The organism is Emticicia sp. GW821-FHT11C11, assembly GCF_058808615.1.
Genome location: NZ_JBXARV010000001.1, coordinates 2081545 through 2097907 on the forward strand (window position 1 = coordinate 2081545; position 16363 = coordinate 2097907).

At 39.4% G+C, this 16363-nt stretch carries 12 protein-coding genes; 6 read left to right on the forward strand and 6 right to left on the reverse strand.

Annotated features, from left to right (window positions below):
* Window positions 1-380: 380 nt before the first annotated feature.
* From AC1RRY_RS08900 to AC1RRY_RS08910, 3 genes are read right to left on the reverse strand one after another with little or no spacing between them, the layout of a single operon-like run.
* Window positions 381-1733, reverse strand: a complete 1353-nt coding sequence (locus AC1RRY_RS08900; RefSeq protein WP_492816324.1) for a serine hydrolase domain-containing protein — start codon at window positions 1731-1733, stop codon at window positions 381-383.
* Between the two features lie 36 nt (window positions 1734-1769).
* A complete protein-coding gene (locus tag AC1RRY_RS08905; protein WP_492816322.1) occupies window positions 1770-2477 on the reverse strand; it encodes a LytR/AlgR family response regulator transcription factor in 708 nt (235 codons plus the stop codon).
* Between the two features lie 4 nt (window positions 2478-2481).
* Window positions 2482-4023, reverse strand: coding sequence for a sensor histidine kinase (locus tag AC1RRY_RS08910; protein WP_492816320.1), 1542 nt, complete (start codon window positions 4021-4023; stop codon window positions 2482-2484).
* A gap of 367 nt (window positions 4024-4390) precedes the next feature.
* Here AC1RRY_RS08910 and AC1RRY_RS08915 point away from each other — a divergent pair, with 367 nt between their 5' ends.
* Window positions 4391-5728 (forward strand): MBOAT family O-acyltransferase, encoded by a 1338-nt coding sequence (locus AC1RRY_RS08915; RefSeq protein WP_492816318.1) that lies wholly within the window; start codon window positions 4391-4393, stop codon window positions 5726-5728.
* A gap of 1 nt (window position 5729) precedes the next feature.
* Window positions 5730-6749 carry a hypothetical protein gene (locus AC1RRY_RS08920; RefSeq protein WP_492816316.1) on the forward strand — a complete coding sequence of 340 codons (1020 nt, stop codon included), beginning with the start codon at window positions 5730-5732 and terminating at the stop codon, window positions 6747-6749.
* A gap of 104 nt (window positions 6750-6853) precedes the next feature.
* On the opposite strand, the gene AC1RRY_RS08925 is transcribed toward AC1RRY_RS08920, so the two are convergent.
* Together AC1RRY_RS08925 and AC1RRY_RS08930 are read right to left on the reverse strand one after the other, a co-directional pair.
* The gene (locus AC1RRY_RS08925; RefSeq protein WP_492816314.1) at window positions 6854-8836 is read right to left on the reverse strand and encodes a S9 family peptidase; all 1983 of its coding nucleotides are present in this window, start codon (window positions 8834-8836) and stop codon (window positions 6854-6856) included.
* Between the two features lie 98 nt (window positions 8837-8934).
* The gene (locus AC1RRY_RS08930; RefSeq protein WP_492816312.1) at window positions 8935-9855 is read right to left on the reverse strand and encodes a helix-turn-helix domain-containing protein; all 921 of its coding nucleotides are present in this window, start codon (window positions 9853-9855) and stop codon (window positions 8935-8937) included.
* Window positions 9856-9988: 133 nt separating this feature from the next.
* Here AC1RRY_RS08930 and AC1RRY_RS08935 point away from each other — a divergent pair, with 133 nt between their 5' ends.
* Together AC1RRY_RS08935 and AC1RRY_RS08940 are read left to right on the forward strand one after the other, a co-directional pair.
* A complete protein-coding gene (locus tag AC1RRY_RS08935) occupies window positions 9989-10999 on the forward strand; it encodes a phytanoyl-CoA dioxygenase family protein (protein ID WP_492816310.1) in 1011 nt (336 codons plus the stop codon).
* 2 nt (window positions 11000-11001) lie between these two features.
* The gene (locus tag AC1RRY_RS08940) at window positions 11002-11823 is read left to right on the forward strand and encodes an aldo/keto reductase (protein WP_492816308.1); all 822 of its coding nucleotides are present in this window, start codon (window positions 11002-11004) and stop codon (window positions 11821-11823) included.
* 68 nt (window positions 11824-11891) lie between these two features.
* Here AC1RRY_RS08940 and AC1RRY_RS08945 read toward each other — a convergent pair whose 3' ends face one another.
* The gene (locus tag AC1RRY_RS08945) at window positions 11892-14339 is read right to left on the reverse strand and encodes an outer membrane beta-barrel protein (protein ID WP_492816306.1); all 2448 of its coding nucleotides are present in this window, start codon (window positions 14337-14339) and stop codon (window positions 11892-11894) included.
* Between the two features lie 239 nt (window positions 14340-14578).
* Between AC1RRY_RS08945 and AC1RRY_RS08950 the strand changes: the two genes are divergently transcribed.
* Entirely contained in the window at window positions 14579-15622 is a 1044-nt protein-coding gene (locus AC1RRY_RS08950) for a sensor histidine kinase (protein ID WP_492816304.1), read from the forward strand.
* Between the two features lies 1 nt (window position 15623).
* Window positions 15624-16334: a LytR/AlgR family response regulator transcription factor gene (locus tag AC1RRY_RS08955; RefSeq protein ID WP_492816302.1), complete on the forward strand. Its 711-nt coding sequence runs from the start codon at window positions 15624-15626 to the stop codon at window positions 16332-16334.
* Window positions 16335-16363: the final 29 nt, after the last annotated feature.

Genomic DNA, 16363 nt, shown 5'->3' on the forward strand with positions numbered 1-16363 from the left:
TATATAAATAATAGTACTATTTTAACTATTTATGACACGAAATAGATAATTGTCGAAATGACATGTATTTTTTCATTATTAGTTTAATGATAATAAATACCAAAACAGTTAAATTAACAGGAGGAAATTTACAGATATTTATTAAAAAAAATTAAAAATGTATACAAGTCAGGCTATGATACTATTCTGACTTGTATAGACATCTTTGCTTATTTGAAAGGCCGTGGAGGCAAAAGAAGAAATTAAACTTTTTATTGGCAATTCTCTGAATTTCAAAGTTTTATGAATTTGAATTTCAATTTTAGCTCTCTGCTAAAACGAGAGGTTATTCGGTCTTAAATGATGAATATTTGTAAGCTTGCTTGTGTTCGATACCCTAATTATTGGATGCGTTTGCCCGTTCTGATACTTCCGCTGAAATCAAGTATTAGTTTATTAAATCGCCCTGTTTCATCTTTGGCAAACGATATCCCGATTTCTTCCTGCTCTGTATCAAAAAAATGTGTTTCGTCCAGCGCTGCCAGAACGGACCTCGGCCCATTGACAGGATAAGCAATCAGTGTGTTGTTTTCTATTTTGAATTCGATAACCAGTTTCTGTTGCTCAATTTCGAAAGTGCCGGTGTAGCGTTTCACGACCTCGTCATTCAACTTTACGGCTTGTTTTGCCTTGGGTATTTTGTAAGGCTGGTTATACAGAACAGCCATAATATTTTTGGTAATAATGCCCAGGCCGGGTATTTCGGTATTATTCAGAAGAATGATACAGACATTATCGTCTGTTACTCGCGTAAAATTACTGCGGTAACCCGGCATGCCTCCGCTATGAGAAACGACCCTTTTTTGATAAAGGGAGTCGGTGATCCAACCATACCCATAATTCTGTCTGAATGGAGTATAGGCCTTTTCGGCAGAGTATTGGCTGATGATTCTGTTGTTCTGTAAAGCCTGATGCCACTTGTATAAATCGCTAACAGAAGAATAGATAGCACCTGCCGCATAGGTGACTGATGAGTCTTCTAAAGGTGCCTGTTTGTTGTAATCTTTTCCTGAATCTGAATAATAACCTAGCGCTTTCTTTTCAACAGGAAGGGCAACGAAATTGAACCCACTGTTTGTAATACCTGCCGGTGCGAACAGATATTTCTTAACGGCAGTATAATAAGACAGTCCGGTTACTTTCTCAATAATAAATCCTAAAAGAGAATAACCCGAATTGCTGTAGTTCCAGCCTTTTCCCGGTGCGAAATCAAGCGGTTTATTTTTAAACAATGAAAGCATCTTTTGCTCACTCGCGTGCTTTGTAGCCTCATTGAACATAAAATCGTTGTCGTTGGTATAATTATAGATGCCCGATGTATGCGTTAACAGGTTTTCGATGGTGATGCTGTCACCCGATGGATAATCAGGAAAATACTTACTTAGTTTATCCTGTAAAGATAAGGCCTTTGTTTCTGTCAGTTTTAGTATCAGGGTAGCCGTAAAAGTTTTGGTAATAGAGGCAATAGGGTAGAGGGTAGCCGGAGTATTCTTTATCGGTTTCTCCAGATTCTGAGAACCATAGCCCTTTTCTAATAGTATTTTACCGCCCTGTGCCACCAGGACGGTACCGTTGAATTCTCTGTTTTGTGCATAGGCACTCAGGAGTTCATCCAACTTTTGTGACACGGTTTGGGCAGATATTGCAGAGGATATCCCTGCCAGAAGGCAAAGCGTTGCCATCATCTTTTTCATAAGATTGAAATTTGAGGTTAATAATTACAAATGGGTTTAAACTTTGGAGTGCGCCAGAATGAATTTTTCTACGTCAGGACTGTAGGCAGCACCGATAGACAGTTCTTTTGACTGAATCCAGACGCTTCGTTTATCGACCTTCGTGATTTTCTTTCGGGCAACGATAAACGACCGGTGAATACGGATAAAAGCCGATGCAGGTAGCAGTTCTTCTGCTTCGGCCATTGTAAGCCGCGAAATAACTGTTTGTTTACTGCTTACAAATTTTACGTAGTTGCCTGTGCTTTCGGCATATAGCAAATCTGCCAGTTCGAGTCGGATCTGCTCATAACCACTTTTTATAAAGATAGCCGGCAAATTTGAGTCATTGGCTTGATGATTATTCCTAAGTTCATGTTGTTCATGAGCTTTGGTGCAGGCCTGCAGGAAACGGGCAAACGAAAAAGGTTTTAACAGGTAATCAATGGCATTGAGCTCGAAACTTTGCACGGCATGTTCACTGTATGCCGTGGTGAATATAACATATGGGTTTTGCGGTAAAGACTTTACCAACTCGATACCCGATATACCCGGCATTTTGATGTCAAGAAACACAAGGTCTGTTTTGTGGGCCTGCATATAAGCAATTGCTTCGGTAGCATTCGTAAAACAGGCAATCAGGTCTACGAAAGACACCTGCTCAGCCAGATTCTTAATGATTTCCAGAGCAATGGGCTCATCATCAATAGCAATGGCTTGTAGCATACTTTTAGTGATTCGGATGGATGGTTAAAGTGGCTTTGAATTCTTTGCCGTCAGACCCATAATAGAGTTGGTGCCTGTTCTCATAAAACAAATTTAATCTTTCTTGCACATTTTCCAATCCAATGCCTGAATGTCCTTTTTCCGGGTCGACTCCGACGGCAGGATGAATGCTGTTGACTACCTCGAACCGGATGGTGGTCTCGTCGCAGTTCAGTTTTATTTTTATCCATGACGGTTCACCGGTATGAATACCATGCTTGAAAGCATTTTCAACAAACGGAATCAGAATCATAGGAGTAATCACATGGTTGCAGGCCTGATCAGTTATGTTTTCTTCAATACTGATAGCCGGAGTAGATTGTATTCGCAGCTTTTGTAAACTGATGTAGTTCTTCAGATAACTGATTTCGCTGCTCATCGGAATATAGTCAAGATGATTATCGTGTAGCATAAAACGCATCATGTCTCCCAGTTTCTGTATGCCCTCGGCAGTTCGCTGCGAACCGTCCAAAAGGGCAGTGCCATACAGTGTATTTAAGGCATTGAACAGAAAATGCGGATTAATCTGTGAGCGCAAAAACTGCAAATCTGCTTTTGATTTTACCAGTGCTTTCTCGGTACCGCGTAATTGCAATAGTTTATCTTTCTGTTGTGTATATATTAACCAACTGATTGGGGTTACTATAAACAATTGCCCTGCCCATGAGGTTGTCCAGAGCGATATTAGATTAAACTGGCGGGGTATCAGAATAGTTAAAAAAGTATAGAATAAAGTAGAGAGAATGACCAGGGTAATGCTCCGGATGTTCGTCCATGGTTGTGAGTCGGATGAAGGGAAGATCCAGAAAATATTGGTAAGAGAGACAAAAAGGGCAGGGGTGATAAATGAAAGATAGATTGTAAAGAATATCTCGTTATCACCGCCTATAAATATGGCAGTGAAAAACGGAACGGCCAAATAAACGACTACTGCTAAAGCTATCTGATTGGCCACCAGACTGAGATAATCTTTTCTGGCCGATTTTTGAATCCGGATAATCAAATGCTCTCTGAGCGCAGCATAAACCAGATACACACTCATCAACGCAAAAGCTCTTTTGAAACCAAAAAATAAATCGGTTAGGGGGGCATCATTATATCCGAAAATCGCCAGTAGCCTGTATCCACCGTAACTAAAAAGAGAAGGATGTGCAAAATAAGTAGCTACATTGGCGCTCAAAGCAAGCAAAAAAACAATGATAGCAATAAAGGCAATCAGCCAAAAATCCTGAATGATATTCCTTTTATGATTAATAAGCAGCTGAGGTATGTTCAGCAGATGAAATACTAAATAAAGCAAATAAATAAAGATAACTGTGCCAATCTTAGGTGATAGCACATTCGTAAAATAATGAAAGGAAAGACCATTGGCTGCAAATACCTGTAAGTATCTTTCATTGATATCACTGCTGCTGATACTTAAACTTTCCCATATATAGCTGGCAAGCGTGATGCCTGCCAGCAGTGTGACTAGTGTTAATTCGTAATTTCTGATTCTGATTTTCATAATCCTGTTTTTTTCTGACAAGATTACGGATTCTACCACATAGTTTTTTTGAAATGTGACAAACCCTGAGAATCCGGGATAGAAATTGTAAAGCTGCTAAGTAATGCGTTAGATAAATTACATAAGCGCGAATATTTACCTATAAATTTGTTAAAAAGGAAGCCTGTCAGGTAACTCGAGCTACAACTATGTAATGTCAAAATTTTCTTTAAATTTGTATTAGCAGAATACGGTTGTTGCCAAACTTTAACCAGACTAAACTTTGCTATTTAATTCATTTGAATTTTTATTATTTCTACCGATTGTATTTTCCTTCTATTGGTTTGTATTCAACAAATCACTTAAATGGCAGAATGGGTTGGTTTTAATGGCTAGCTACGTTTTCTATGGATGGTGGAGCTGGAAGTTCCTGTTATTGTTGTTGCTAAGTACATTACTAGACTATTGTTATGGATTTCAGGTAGCATCTAACAATAAAAAAAAAGCCAGATTCTTTCTTTGGCTTAGCATTGTTAATAACCTGGGTATACTTGGCGTATTCAAGTACTATAACTTTTTTGCTATTGAATTTCAGAAAGCATTCGAAATGATAGGGTTTCATACTAATCCTGTAATCCTGAAATTCGCATTGCCTATCGGTATTTCATTCTATACTTTTCATGGGATGTCTTATGTGTTTGACATTTACAGAAGTAAACAAAAACCAGTCTCAAATTTTGTTGACTATGCAGTTTTTGTATCATTCTTTCCTCTCCTTGTAGCAGGTCCAATTGAACGAGCCAATCATCTTCTTCCACAAGTACAGAAATCACGAGTATTTAATTATACGCAAGTTGTTGAAGGTTGCAGGCTGATTTTATGGGGAATGTTTAAAAAAGTAATAATAGCTGATAATCTTGCCATTGTAGCGGATAGGATGTTTAATAATTACGAAAATCATAATGGCGCCTCATTGATTATTGGTGCTATAGCATTTTCATTTCAGATTTATGGAGATTTCAGTGGTTATTCTGACATCGCTTTGGGTACAGCCAAACTGTTCGGGTTTGAACTATTGAGTAATTTCAAATTTCCTTATTTCTCCAGAGATATTGCTGAGTTTTGGAGAAGGTGGCACATCTCATTATCTTCTTGGTTCAGAGACTATCTTTATATTCCTTTGGGAGGATCAAAGCATGGAAAATTAAAAGCTATTCGGAATACATTCATAATTTTTCTGGTAAGTGGCTTTTGGCATGGTGCGAGTTGGAATTTTATTGCTTGGGGATTTATTCATGCCTGTGGATTTATGCCATTACTTCTCCTGAATCGTAATCGAAAACATGTATCTGATGTCGTAGCAAACGGTCGGCGTTTTCCTAATTTGAAAGAAATAGGGCAAATGGGGACGACCTTTGCTTTTGTGACATTCGCTTGGATATTCTTTAGATCGGATACTATTACAGATGCGTTGAAATATATTGCTACATTAGTAACCAGCTTATTTCAACATCCTCAGTTAATCCTGCATGCCAAAGGTAAGATAGCATTTCTTTATATTATACTTATGCTGATGGTTGATTGGAACCTTAGATATGACGAAAGACATCTCAGAACCTTTGAAAACCGTGCTTTAAGAAGGTTTTCATATCTAATTATTGGTTTTGTTATAATTTATGGGATTTTGTTTTCACAGGAACAACAGTTTATTTATTTTCAGTTTTAAAATGAGAATATTTTTAATCAAAATAGGTATTTATCTTTTGTCTCTGATAACCCTTTGGGCAGTTATTCTGGCAGTATATCTCATCAATGACCCATTTAAAATAATTCGTGATTATTCTGACTATTCTTATTCGAATGTGTCTCTCAATAGAGATTTTGTTTCGACCGAAATGTTCATTAAAAATTATAAAAAATACGGATATAATTCCTACATCTTCGGCAGTTCCAGAACCCTTGCTTTTAAGCCGCTTGAATGGAAGAAATTTCTTCCGGAAGATGGAAACCCCTTTATGTTTGATGCATCAGGAGAATCGATTTATGGAGTATATACGAAATTGAAATTTCTGGATTCAATCAATGCCAGGATTGATAATGCGCTAATTATTATATGCACTGACGTAACATTTGAGACTGACAAAAATTATAATAGTTATTTGTTTATAAAGCATCCGAGAGTCTCTGGTGAAAGTATTTTGGAATTTCACAAGATATTTTTTAGTGCCTATTTAAATCCGATGTTTCTGATTAGTTATTATGATTTTAAGTTCACGAAATCCGTGAAGGCATACATGAGTGATTATATTGATTTTAGAAAAATTAAGTATGATACAATAACAAACGAGCTTCGGATAATTGATCAGGAAGAAGAAATAGATAATAACCCCAATGATTATTATGCAAAACGAAAACAACTTTTTTATGATAGACCGGATACAGAATTTACTGATTCGACGGAGAGAATCAATGAAAGACAGTTAATGATGTTGAATGAAATCAATAGGATTCTGAAAAAAAACAAGACCAATTTTAAGGTGGTTATTAGCCCTTTATACAGCCAGGTCAAAATCAATTCAAAAGACTTTCAAAGACTTCAGAAAATATTTAGCAGCAACTTATTTAACTACTCCGGTAAGAATAATTATACTGACTCAGTTACTAATTACTTTGAGACAAGTCATTATCGACCAATTGTCGGGAAAAGTATTATGCAAGAAATCTATAAAGAGATTCCCTTAGAATAAGCAACACCCCTTTCTACTACGAAAGTAGAGAGGGGTGCTATTGTCTTAATTAAATTGTATGTTAGCCGGTCTTGAATTTTAAACGACTTGTTATTCGCTAATAATTACTTTTTCAGATACTTATCAAACCAACTGATGTAGCGTTCGAAACGATCTTTCTGAAAAGCAGGATTGCTAATGCCATGAAACTGACCCGGGTAGATAATCAGTTCGGTCGGGATGCCCAGTGATTTAAACGCCTGATACATCTGTTCACTACCGACTGACGGCACATTGAAATCACTTTCGCCCACCATAAATTGGGTTGGTGTCTTAATACGGTCTGCTTTCAGGAACGGATAACTGAGCGCTACGTATTTATCAAAGTTTTTCCAGGGCGAGCCCAGTTCATGCTCATATTGCAGAATATACTGGTCTACACCATACATCGATGAAATCATAGCTACACCTGCACCACTGGCAGCTGCTTTGAAGCGGGTGTCGGTCGCAATGGTATAATCGGTCAGTATTCCTCCATAGCTCCAGCCACCTATTCCCAGTTTGTCAGGGTCGGCTATTCCGTTTTGTACCACATAGTCTGCCGCACCCAGAATATCAACTACTTCTTTATTTCCCCAATCGGCCCAGATAGCCTTGCAAAAATCAAGCCCTCTACCACTTGAGCCTCTGTAGTTGACAGCCACCACGGCATATCCGGCTGCTGCCAGCATCTGGCGGCTCAGATCAAAACTGTATTCGTCTTGCGCCACGGGCCCACCATGAATAAAGAAAATAGTAGGCAGCTTATCTGTCTTGCTGGCATTGGCGGGTCGGTAAAGAATATTAGAAACCTGCGTTCCGTCTTTACTTTTAGAAGTGAATCCTTCAACCGATGCCAGAGAAAGTTTAGATACAAAATCGTCCTGATGCTTCGTTAATCTGCGTACAGAACCGTTTTCAAGTGCATACATTTCAGAGGGTGTCTGTGGGTCGCTCATGGTTGTGAGATAACTGCCCGAAGGGTGTCTTTCCAGTCCGCCGAAGCTTCTGTTGCCACTCACTACCTTTGTCATTTTTCCGTCGGCTGTGTTGAATTGTGCCACATAGCGTGTGCGGTCATCAGCCACTAATGCGTAAATACTGCTTCCGTCTTTTGTCCAGCGGGGAGCAGCCACAGGTCTGTCCAGCGATTTACTCAACAATTTAGGTTCTCCACCATCTTTTGAAACCACACATAGAATCGTCTGGTCATACATAATGTAATTCTCTGCCGATGTACTTCTTAAATAAGCAATCTGCTTGCCATCAGGGCTCCAGTCGAAGCCAAAGTCTCTGCCTGTCCATTTGGTCAGTTGTTTCAGAGGCGCGTTGGCTTTGGCATCAACCAACCAGATGTCAGAGTTTGAATTTCTGTCCGGGTCTTCGGTGCGGTTGCTGCTAAAAGCAATCTGGGTGCCATCCGGCGACCATTTCGGATTGGTTTCGTCATAATTACCTTTCGTGAGGGTATCCAGTTTTTTGGTGGCTATATCATATAAATACAAGTGGATAGGCGCTTTGGTCAGGTAGCCTTCCACATCTTGCTTAAACTGGAACCGGTCCAACACAATCGGTTTAGGAGTTTTGATTTTCGAGGTGTCGGACGGAGTCTTAATAGCTAAAACCAATTTTTTACTATCAGGCGACCACGCATAGTCTGTCAGAGAACCTTTCTTCAAATCGGTCAACTGTTTGGCTTCACCTCCTCGTCTGTCCATCAGCCATATCTGGCTGCTTGTCAATCCGTTTCTGGCAGATACAAACGAGAAATTTTTCCCGTCAGGCGTCCATCTTCCCTGAGATTCGCCATCAGCACTGTGTGTTAATTGAATCGTTTCTTTTCCGTCCCACGATACCATCCAGATATCGGCGTTACGTTTATTTTTGGCTGAATCAACCGATGATAATGTATAAGAAACCCAGTTACCTTCCGGTGAAATCTGAGGGTCGCTCAATGTTTGTAGTCGGTAAACGTCCGATGGTTTCAAATTTCTTTTGGCGGTAGATTGTGCATGGCTAATGACGAAAGAGAACAAATAAATAGCCAGAAGAGGCAAGGTCTTTTTCATTGATAAAGATATTGTTTAGGTAGTTCAGTTTCAGAAAACCAAAGTTAAAGTTCAGCCGCTGATTTTGAAAGCGGAAAGCAATTTATTCGCGACTAATTTTATCGGTCATTGCTTAAGAATCTTTTCTTGAACCCAAGTGGATTCTCTCCGGTTACTTTTTTAAAAGTACGGTTGAAGTAAGATAAACTCTCAAAACCGCATTCAAAGCATGTTTCTGTCACGTTTTTATCAAGCAGTAATAATTTCTGCGCTTGATTGATGCGATAATGGTTCAGGAATTCAACGAATGTCAAGCGCGTAATCTTCTTGAAGTACCGGCAAAAAGCTGATTTGCTAAGGTTAGTCATTGCCGCCACTTCATCTACTTCTATTTTCTGTTGATAGTGCAAATCAATATAATTGTAAATGCGTTTCAGCCTTTCCTGTTCCTTTTTATTATGCTGGTTTTCGACAGGTTTGGTGTGCAGCAATTCCATTTCCGGGCTTTTAGCAAGCACTTGCAGAATACTCAGTATTTCCAGAAATTGCTCGAAATGTCCCAGATTCTTCAGGCTAAGCAGTCTTTCTCTCAGCATCAGTTTAGTGGCTCTTCCAAAGGCAAGCCCATATTTCGATTGCTCGAATAAACGATACACTGTCGATAATTCAGGAATACTGGCAAAGGCATTGCCCAGAAAATCCTGCCGTATCTGCACTACCACTTTTTCGCACTCGGTTTTTACACCATAGTCAAAATTCAGGTGGGGTATATAAGAACCTATAAAAACCAGGTCGCTTTCTTCGTATCTTGATATATGTTCCCCCACATGTCGTGTGCCGTTGGCACCCTCAATGTATACCAATTCGTATTCCGGATGAAAATGCCAGTAAAAGACATCGTTCAGCTTTGGGTTGATAATCAGCCGGAAAGAACTGTCTGAATCGGGCGTAAATTCTTCAAAATGGAGTTTCATCGTATTGCGGAGTGATACTCCGCCAATTAGTTCTTCGGAGCGGTGCTCCGAAATTATTTTGTCCATTATTCTCAATGATTGGTTAAAGATATAGGTAAAATATCAATATTGTTCAAAAATAGGCAATTATTAGAGTAGAAAAACAGATAACGAATACTGTAAATTTGTATCATTATTTTAATTCAAAATATAACAAATTATGGAACTCAAGCAACAAACCATGACTCCCACCATGGCGCCGACTATGGCAGTGACTCCGCCGAAACAGAACAATGCACATAAAGATATTCCGGGTAATCCTTCTACTGCCACCAGCAGTGCTATTAAACTAAGCGACCGCTCTAATGGCAAACCATTAAGAGTTTTGAGTGAAGAAGATTGGGATTTCTGGATTGAAAATGGCTATATTGTTGTTAAAAATGCAGTACCGCGCGAGCAGGCGCTTGCTACTGCAAAGTTTATCTGGGAATTTGAAGAAAAAGATCCGAACGACCGCAACACCTGGTACACTGCGCCTCGGGCCGATATGCAGATGAAAGAACTGATAGGCAGCGGCATGGTAGAAGTCTACAACAACCAGCACTTATGGAATAATCGGCAGATGCAGCGGGTATACGATGCCTTTGCAGATGTATGGGGTACAGAAAAACTATGGGTAACTATTGATAGAGCCAATCTGAATTTCCCGCTACGACCACATGACGAATTCAAAGGGTTTATCCACTGGGATTATGACCCTGAAACCAAGCCACAAAATGTGCAGGGGGTATTGGCACTTGCCGACCAGACCGACGAGAATATGGGTGGTTTTCAGTGTATACCGGAGCTTTTCCGCACTTATGATACCTGGAAACTGACACAACCGGAAGACCGGAATCATTTTAAACCGGATATTACAGGCTTTGAAGACAAATTGGTGAAAGTGAAACTGGAAGCGGGTGATCTGATGATTTTCAACAGCAGCCAGCCGCATGGTATCAGACCGAACCGGTCGACAGATAAAGTGCGTATTGCACAGTATATCTCTATGATGCCAGCGGAAGAAGATAACGACGGCTTGCGCCAATGGAGAATCAATTCATGGAAAAACCGCATTGCACCTGAAGGGTATGCGTTTCCGGGAGACCCGCGTAATTGGGAGCAAACAAAATATGAAGTAGCCGAGTTAAACGAATTAGGCGAAAAACTTTTAGGATTGAAAAACTGGTAACTATGCAAACTGAACAGTTAATGACAAGCCTCAACAATGGTGTCCGAATGCCGTTGTTGGGGCTTGGCGTGTACGACATGTACAAAAAAGAAGCCGAACAGGCAGTATTATGGGCTTTAGAAACGGGCTACCGTTTAATTGATACAGCCAGCATGTATCGCAACGAAACCGAAATCGGAAATGCCGTTAATCAAAGTAACATCAAACGAGAAGACCTTTTCATTACTACAAAAGTCAATAATGATGAACAAGGCTATGAGAAAACCTTAAAGGCTTTTGATGTCAGCCTTCAAAAGCTGAATCTTGATTACGTGGATTTGTATATGGTTCACTGGCCCATTAAGTTCACAAGAAAATTTACATGGAAAGCGCTGGAAAGACTGTATCATGAGGGTAGGGTGAAAGCCATTGGAGTAGCCAATTATATGATACCATTTCTGGAAGAGTTGAAGATAGAAGCAACTGAGGTTCCGGCTGTGAATCAGGTGGAGTTCAGCCCGTATCTGTATCAGGAAGATTTGCTTAATTATTGCCGCGAAAGAAATATTCAGTTACAGGCATATTCGCCTTTGGTAAGAGGAGAACGCATGACCGATTCAAAACTGTTGAGCGTGGCCGAAAAATACGACAAAAGCCCAGCACAGATAATACTGCGCTGGGCTTTGCAATTGGGAGTATCTACTATACCTAAATCATCTAACTTAGAACGCCTGAAAGAAAACTTTGCTATTTTCAATTTTGAAATCAGCAGCGAAGACATGGCTTACATCAACAGTTTCAACGAAAACCTGAGAATTGTAGGCGACCCTATGGAATTGCTGTAAAAAATTCTTCTTTGATAGATTTTAAATATCTCTTTCCCACCCCGGGGAAAGAGATATAGAGATACGGGTTACTCCACGCGGTCTTTTTCTGAATCAGCGGCATTATCGTTGTGTCGACGTTTGCGGGCAAAAGTTTCTTTTCCGAAATTATAATTAAAGCTAATGCCGACTCTGCGGGTGTCCTGAATATTGAAAGTATAAGAGGTAGCCTGTTTTAAGCCAATGATGGTTGATTTCTGAAAGCCGGTATGGAAAATGTCTTCAATACTGAATTTCAGATTGCCTTTGCCTTTTAAGATTTTCTTTTGCACTGCTGCATTCAGCCGGTATCTGGGCTCAACTATTCGCTGCCAGACATTCATTTTTGAGATATAATTACCACTCAGTTCAGCACCCCAGTCTTTCTTGAGTTTGAACTGAGAGAATAAATTGGCCCTTGCAGAATACATAATGGTTCTGATTTTTTCTGAACCGACTTGTCCTTCATTAAAAAACCTGCCGACACCCGTATTAAGATTAAAGGTCCACCATTTGGTTGGAGACAGATTCAGGTTAGTGATAAGACCTATTAAATATCCATTGGCCATATTAGTGGGCTTTCTGATAAAAATATCTTCTACCGCTTCTGTTGCCTCAAAAATATTATCCTTTAGCTGGTCATATTGAAGCATTACACTAAGGAATCGTTTATATCTGTACGAAAGCTCAAAGCGGTAGTTGTAGGTAGGATTGAGATATGGGTTGCCAGACGAGTAAGAGTAACTGTCTCTGTAAAAAACAAACGGATTTAATTGTTGATAATTAGGCCTGTTAATCCGGCTTGCATAATTCAGATTAAGTGTATGTTTCCCCGTGCTATCTAATTTGTAATTAACAAATGCTGTTGGAAATAGACCTATATAGCTCCTGCTGAAATACATCTGAGCTACTTCTGCATTACCTAACTGATTGCCAGATAACTGCGTGTTTTCTAACCTGAGTCCTAATTGCATTCCCCATCTTTTCCAGTCCTTCTGTGTATTTACGTACGCTGCATTAATGTTCTCTTTATAGATAAAATGGTTGGACTGCCGGTTATCGATAATATTTCCTTCGTCGATCACATTAAAATATTGAGACAGATTGTCGTCTTCTACAAAACTGGTTTTGATTCCGGTTTCAAATTTGACCTTGTTTTTAAACGGGTGAGTGTAATCAACTTTAGCTGTGTAGATATGCTTGTCTGACGGTAAACGATATAGAAATTCATAATCTCTTATCAGGGTACCATCAGAAGAATAAATAAAGTTGGGCATTATTTGTTCGCCATCCGTATTATAGCTTATATAATTGAGGTCGGCGCTTAGTTCGCGGCCTTTGTTATCGAATTTATGCTGAAAATTAACGTTAGCGCCTGTCTGTATCCAGCTGAAAGTTCCATCGGTATATCCTTTGCTGACCGAGTCAGGAGTTGATGAAACATCGTAGGTTTTGTTTACATAGTCTAGTCTTCCTTGTCTTGGGCGGGTATTAAGATTGAGGTTAAAACCAAGAATGGTTTTGGGAGATAGCGTAAAATCCATCCCGAATCTACCGGAAATGGCATCGCTTGAGTTCCGGTATCTGTTTTCTACATTTATAGTTGCCAACGTGTTGCCTTCGCTATTTGTTAAAGTTCTGTCAGAAAACTCATCAGAATAGTTCGCATCTCTGTTATAAGACAGGTTTCCGAAAATATTGATTTTTTTCTTCATGAAGTTAATATTCAAGGCATCATAGCTTCTGCCCGTTGTACCCTGATTATAACTTAAATTCAGACTTCCGTTAAAACCCTGCACTTTGTTTCGTTTCAGTCTGATATTAATGATAGAATTTCCGTTGGCATCGTAGCGGGCAGGCGGGTTGGTCATCAATTCAATTCTATCTAAAGCGCCACCGGGCAGAGACTTAAGATAAGCGGCCAAATCTTCTCCGGACATATAAGTCGGCCTGCCCTCAATGAGCACGAGCACTCCATTTTTGCCATTCAGACTGATTTCGCCGTTATTATCAATCGTTACGCCCGGGGTTTTTTCCAGCACCTCCAGCGTATTACTGGTAGCTGCACTGGCCATTGACTCAACGTTAATTACTGTCCTATCAATTTCCTGTTCTACCAAAGGTTTTTTGGCTGTAACAGTTACCGCTTTCAGATTGATATTTTTGGCCGGTAATAAGATAATAACCGGCAACACAATAGCCGGCCGGCTATTGTCTAAAGTAATACTTACACTTTTATATGGCCGGTTACCAATGGCTGAAATCATCAGGGCATAAGTGCCGCTCTCTAAATGAGTAAATTCAAATTTACCGTTGGCATTGGCTATTTTACCCTGCACTTGGGTAGAGTCCGGGATTCTCACTAACTTGATGGTAGCACCCGGCACAGGTTCGTTTTGCGTATCTTTCACTGTCCCGCTGATACTTTTAGTGGGAGTTTGTGCAAAAGAGACAATTGAGGTAAAAACAGAAGCAAAGATGTAGAGAAGTAATTTCATGCTTTTCATTATTTTAATTGATTGCTTTTTCAGTAATTTTTTCAAATATTGAACAGCCGCATTACACCTTAAAATAATTATGACATATATTGTATTTTTACTGACAGAATGAGTTTTATGGCTGATAAATGAATTGGTAATAACAATGGTGGTGTATGTCCTTGTTTTTCAGAGTTTCGTCAGATAAAGTTTTCCGGTTTTTATCCTTTTCCCAGATTTAGCCTAAAATAGAGGTGCATATGCAGTCAGCAGTTAATAATTCTGAAAAAAATACTTTTGGTAGAAACATGAGTTATCTGGCAGGAGCAATCTTGCTGAGTATTCCGGTTTTTATTTTTGTCAATTCTTATACCGAAGACGTTCTATATAAAGATCAGGAAAAAGTAGCTCTCCTCATAACTTTATATTTTCTGGCAGGCATTGCGATCGGGCGTTACCTGGCAATTTTGTGGGTGCCTAAAAACAAGCCGATTCCTAAATTGCCTTTTTTCCTTCTGCCGCTTTTGATACTGCTCTGCGTTGGTGTAGTCTTTTTTGTAGCGCAGTTTACTTCTAAATTAGACAGGTTTTTTCTAAACATGCTGTTCTTCAGTGTGCCTTTTTTTATACTGAGCCTGGCTATTGGTATATTAGTTAAGCTGGTCAGGATATCGGCGCACCGACAACTCTACGAAGCCAAGGCAGAAGCACAACATAGCCAGAGCGAATTATATCTGCTTCAATCGCAACTCAGTCCGCATTTCTTGTTCAATACACTGAATAATCTGTATGGCTTGTCTATTACCGAGCACGAGAAAATACCGGCATTGTTATTAAAACTGTCTGAATTGCTAAGGTATTCGGTGTATGAAACAAAAGAATTATTTGTGCCTTTAAATGAAGAGCTGAGCTATATTAACAATTACATAGAGTTTGAGAAAATAAGAATAGGAGATAGGTTACTACTAAAAACGGACTTGGAAGAGCCCCGGAATGCCGATTTTAAAATTGCTCCCATGCTATTGATTGTTTTTGTTGAAAATGCCTTTAAGCATTCTAAGAATTCTGCCGAGCAACAGATACATATTGAGATTTCTTTAAAAATATGGGGTTCATACGTTCTTTTTTCTGTAAAAAACTCGCAGAATAAATTGAAAGAAAAAAGTACCTTTGATAAAAACAGCGGCTTCGGTTTGGCAAACGTTCTGAAACGATTGGAGCTGTTGTACCCCAAAAAGCATATAATAGAAATAGATAACAATGAAGATTCCTATGCTTTGCGGCTGCAATTGAAATTGAAATAGCATGCATAAAATCAATTGTCTGATAGTGGATGATGAACCCATCGCCCGGGAAATTGTAAAAACCTATTGCGGGCACTTGTCGGCATTGGAGGTGATCGCTTCCTGTGGGAATGCGCTCGATGCCAAGAGTATACTACAGCAGCAGAAGATTGACATCCTGTTTCTGGATATTAACATGCCTCTGCTGGATGGCATTGCTTTTCTGAAAACTCTTCGGTCACAACCTCAGGTAATATTCACAACTGCTTACAAGGAATATGCTGTAGATGCTTTTGATTTATCTGCCTGCGATTATCTGTTGAAACCCTTTTCTTTAGAACGTTTTATTATTGCTGTCGACAAGGCTTTAGACCGGCTGCAAAAAACTGCGCTGTCATTAACCAATGCAGGCACTACAAAAACCGAGGGCCATTTTTTTATTAAGGCCGATGGTAAAATATTCAAAGTACAATTTGATGAATTGATTTTTGCTGAGGCACAGGGTAATTACACCAAAATCAACACGACGCTTTATACGCTTTTGCCTGCCATGACATTCTCAAGCTTTGAAGAACTGCTGCCTAAATCTCAATTTCTTCGTATTCATCGTTCTTTTATTATCAATAAAAGTAAAATTACCCATATTGAAGGCAACCGGGTTTTTATTGATCACCATGAGCTACCCATCGGAAGCAATTATCGTGATGCGTTTATGAAAGAGCTGGGGATATGATACCTGTTAATTATGAACCCCATGGCTAA